At 72.3% G+C, this 4,101-nt stretch carries 5 protein-coding genes; 3 read left to right on the top strand and 2 right to left on the bottom strand.

The window, feature by feature from the left end; all coding sequences use genetic code 11:
- A partial coding sequence (locus SACHA_RS20775) for a site-2 protease family protein (RefSeq protein ID WP_019808368.1) occupies window positions 1-1,186 on the bottom strand: 1,186 nt, incomplete at its 3' end.
- Between the two features lie 98 nt (window positions 1,187-1,284).
- Here SACHA_RS20775 and SACHA_RS0107220 point away from each other — a divergent pair.
- A complete protein-coding gene (locus SACHA_RS0107220; protein WP_019808370.1) occupies window positions 1,285-1,593 on the top strand; it encodes a hypothetical protein in 309 nt (102 codons plus the stop codon).
- Window positions 1,594-1,705: 112 nt separating this feature from the next.
- Here the strand turns inward: SACHA_RS0107220 and SACHA_RS0107225 are convergent, their stop codons facing one another.
- Window positions 1,706-2,023, bottom strand: a complete 318-nt coding sequence (locus tag SACHA_RS0107225) for a DUF2795 domain-containing protein (protein ID WP_019808372.1) — start codon at window positions 2,021-2,023, stop codon at window positions 1,706-1,708.
- Between the two features lie 312 nt (window positions 2,024-2,335).
- On the opposite strand from SACHA_RS0107225, the gene SACHA_RS0107235 reads away from it, so the two are divergent.
- A complete protein-coding gene (locus SACHA_RS0107235; RefSeq protein WP_019808374.1) occupies window positions 2,336-2,890 on the top strand; it encodes a hypothetical protein in 555 nt (184 codons plus the stop codon).
- Window positions 2,891-3,004: 114 nt separating this feature from the next.
- Window positions 3,005-4,054: an iron-containing redox enzyme family protein gene (locus SACHA_RS0107240; RefSeq protein WP_039738276.1), complete on the top strand. Its 1,050-nt coding sequence runs from the start codon at window positions 3,005-3,007 to the stop codon at window positions 4,052-4,054.
- Window positions 4,055-4,101: the final 47 nt, after the last annotated feature.

The raw sequence follows: 4,101 nt of genomic DNA on the forward strand, positions 1-4,101 counted from the left end.
TCCCGCCGGTCCCGCCGCCCGGCCGGTCCCGCTCCCCGCCGGTCCGCGCCTGCGGGGCGGTGTCCACCCCCAGTCCGCGCAGGGTCACGGCGTGGCTCACGTCGGTGGGGGTCACGATGCCCACGAGTGTTCCCCCGTCGTAGACCAGGGCACGACCGTCGGCGCAGCCCTGCATCCGGGTGAGTAGCTCGGTGAGCGGCTCGTCCGGGTGCGAGGTCGGGATCTCGGCAGGCGGGCAGGCGATGGCGCGCAGGGTGGTCTCCGTCCGCGCCCCGGCCGGGACCGACCGCAACCGGTTCAGGGTCACCAGCCCTTCGAGACCGCCCTCGGCGTCCACCAGCGGGAAGGCCGAGTGCCTGCGGACCAGGGCGACACCGTGCAGGAAGTCCTGCACGGTGAGCCCGCCGTCGGCCGTGTCGGGGTCGGCCGACATCACGTCACCGACCCGCACCTCCCCCAGGGTGGCGCCGAGCGCGGCCTGCTGCTCCTCCGCCCGCGCCACCGTGACGATGAACAGACCGATCAGGATCCACCAGAGACCGTCACCCGAGCCGGTGAACAGCAGGCGCCACGCACCGAGCAGCGTCAGCCCGAAGCCGAAGCCACGTCCGGCGCGGGCACTCCAGATCGCGGCGCGGGCCCGGTCCCCCTTCCACGCCCACAGCGCGGCCCGCAGGATGCGCCCCCCGTCCAGGGGCGCGGCCGGGATCAGGTTGAACACCGCGAGCACGACGTTGATCGCCGCGAGATACGCGGCGATGCCGACGATCAGCACCCCGGCGTCCACGGTCACCAGCAGCACGGCGAGCAGTCCGAACAGCGCGGCGACCAGCAGACTCGTCAGTGGTCCGGCCGCGGCGATCCGCAGGTCCGCGCGCGGGGTACGCGCGTCGCTGCGCAGTTTCGCCACACCGCCCAACAGCCACAGTGTGATGTCGTCGACCTCGACGTCGTGGCGGCGTGCCACCACGGCGTGGGAGAGCTCGTGCGCCAGCAGGGATCCGAGGAACAGCAGCGCGGCCACGACCGCCGCGGCCACGTAGGCGGCCGTGGGATAGCCCGGCACCAGCAACGGCCAGCGCGCCACCCCCAGCGCGACGACCAGGATGATCAGAATGCCCAGCACACTCCAGTGCACACCCACGCGAATCCCCGCGAGCGTGCCGAGCCGGACCGTCGCCTTCATGTACCGCCTCCCGTGCGATCCATGTCATTCCACCTGGTGGGTTAACGCTCCGCACCGCTGGCTACCCGATCGGAGTACACGCAGACGCGGAGGACACTATGGCCGGCGAACGTACGGATCTTTTCACGATGACGATGGGAGAGTTGACCAGCGAGGCGCACCGGGTGGGCATCTCCTTCGTGGCGCACATGAGCACCCACGAGCTGATCGAGGCGATCGAACAGCAGCGGGAGGCCAACGCCGAGTTGCAACAGGACGGTGTCCGGGAGGCGCTGCGCCACGAGACGCTGCGCCGGGACGCGGTCCCGGAGGCCACCACGGACGTGCCCACCGGCGGAACGGACGTGCTGGTACCGCCCCAGCAGCGGCGGTCGGCGACCGGGACCACCCCCGGAACCTCGTCCTGATCGTCGGCCCGAGAGGAACTCCCCCGCCCGGACCCGGTCCCGTCCCGGGCCGACTCCGCGGACCGGCTCCGCCCCGGGTCGGGACGGGAGCCGGTCCACTTCGTCGAGACCGTCACGACCCCCGGTTCTCGCCCAGCTCCTCGACCATCGGGTGCTGGGGTACCTCCTGCTCGCTCCCGGCCACACCCGCCTTGTCGTGCCGGGTGTGCCTGCGCCGTGCCTCCTCGCCCGCCGGTTGCGGCTGCTCGAACGACACCGACCGTTCCACCTCGGTGAGATCGGCGTAGTCGGTCGGCGGAATCGCCCGCAGCGCGCGGATCGTCTCGGAGTCCGCTTCGGACCGCTCGGCCTGCCGGACCAGCTCGTCCCGGTCGGTGGGGAAATCGGCCCCGGACAGAGCCTCCCGCAGCTTGTCGACGGATGTCGCCATCGTGTTCCACCTCCGGACCGCAACTACCCCGCGAGGGGGACGTCGAAACGGCAGCGTGGCATGGGGAACGCACCGTCCGGGGCCGCCACCGCCACCGACACTGACACCGCCACTGACACCGCCACTGACACCGACACCGACACCGACACCGCTGCGTCACCGGTCCTGTCCAAACGGTGACGGAGCGACACGATTTCGCGACACCTCATCCCCGGTGGCACGGTCTCCGGCACAATGCCTGCCGAGATCTTCACACGGCAATGACATACGGTGAGGTGGACCGGGCTGTTCCCGGCCCGAGAGACTTGTCCGGTGGGTGACGACGTGTCGACGCGGTTCTCCGACGACGGCGGGAACGACCGGGTTCCGCCGGAACCCGGCTCCCGCATGCGGGTGCTGGCGTTCATGGGTGCCGTCGTCGTCGGCTGCGGGATCAGTGCCGTCACCGTCGGCATGCTCCCGGACGGTGCCGCCGAGCCACGGATCGGCACCCGGGACGCCGACTCCTCCCCCACCGTCCCGGCGGTCCCCGACGGCGGGGCGGGACACACCTACCTCATCCCGACCGACGGCGAGGCCGACGAGACCAGGACCGGCGAACCGGAGGCCACCCGGGACTCCGGTGGTGCCCCGGGGCGGGGCGGCGGCGGTGCGGACGACGGGGGAAGCAGCCCCGAGCCCCGCGACGACGGGGCGGACGAGGCCTCACCGACCCCCACCCGGGACGATCCGCCACCGACCACGGAGCCACCCGATGAGCCGTCCGAACCGGAGGACCCCCCACCGACCACCGGGGACGACGGTGGTGACGACGGCAGCGGCGACGGTGGCGACGACGAGGACGACGGCTGCCTGCTGTTCTGTTGACCGGGATCCGCTGTGGGCTCGCGGGTGTCCCGTGTGCCGGACACCCGCACCGGGTAATCCCACGGTGTGAGCATCGCGAATCCCGCCGGGCCCACGGCGGTCGGCAACCCCCCGATCGATGCGGCGCGGTCGGTGCCACCGTTGCCGGGTCCACGTGGTCCGGTCTCCGAGGTGGTGACGACGGCGCTGCGACACCGGCCCGGGGACCGGGCGGTCACCGCCGTCCGCGCACTCGGGGACGCGCCCGTGCGGCACGCCGACGGCACCGACCCGTTCGGTGACGACCTGCACCTCGCCCTCCAAATCTGCTACGAGCTGCACTACCGGGGATTCACCGGGGTTGATCCGGCGTGGGAGTGGGATCCGGAGCTGCTGCGGGCCCGCGGTCGGTTGGAACGTCGTTTCCTGGAGGGGCTGCGCGCGGAGGTGCCCGGTGGACAGGGACGGGACGCGGTCGACGCTGCGCTGGACGAGCTGCTGGTCGAACCCGTGCACGGCACAGGCCTGACCCACCGGCTGGCGGACGACGGCGCGTGGTGGCAGCTGCGGGAGTACCTGGTACACCGCTCGATCTATCACCTCAAGGAGGCCGACCCGCACGCGTGGGTCATCCCGCGGCTGCGGGGGCAGGCCAAGGCGGCGCTGGTCGCCGTCGAGTTCGACGAGTTCGGCGGCGGGCGGTACGAGCGGATGCACTCGCGGCTCTACGCCGACCTGCTGGAGGCCGCGGGCCTTCGGGCGGGATATCTGCACTACGCCGAACACGTGCCGGCCCCGTCGTTCGCGACCGTCAACCTGATGTCCCTGTTCGGTCTGCACCGTGGGCTGCGGGGCGCGCTCGTGGGCCACTTCGCCGCGGCCGAGATCAGTACCGCACCGGGCGCACGCCGGATGGTGACCGCGTTGGACCGACACGGGGCGCCGGAGGCGTGTCGGCTGTTCTTCACCGAGCACATCGAGGCCGACGCGGTCCACGAGCAGGTGATGCGCCGCGAGGTGATCGGTGACCTGCTCGACCACGAACCGGACCTCGTCGGCGACGTGCTCTTCGGCATCCGCGCGACCGAGCTGACCGAGACCCACCTCGCCGAGCACGTGCTCGGCCGGTGGGACGTGGGCGGGAGCTCGCTGCGCGAGCCCCTCGGCGACGCCCCGGGGACGTGAGGCCGCCCGCGGCTCGCGGACACCGGACGTCGACTCGCGGGTCCGGG

Source organism: Saccharomonospora halophila 8 (assembly GCF_000383775.1).
Lineage (GTDB): Bacteria > Actinomycetota > Actinomycetes > Mycobacteriales > Pseudonocardiaceae > Saccharomonospora > Saccharomonospora halophila.

Coding starts and splice junctions, on each gene's coding strand:
- SACHA_RS0107220 (WP_019808370.1), top strand. CDS start 1,285: ATGGCCGGCGAACGTACGGATCTTTTCACGATGACGATGGGAGAGTTG.
- SACHA_RS0107225 (WP_019808372.1), bottom strand. CDS start 2,023: ATGGCGACATCCGTCGACAAGCTGCGGGAGGCTCTGTCCGGGGCCGAT.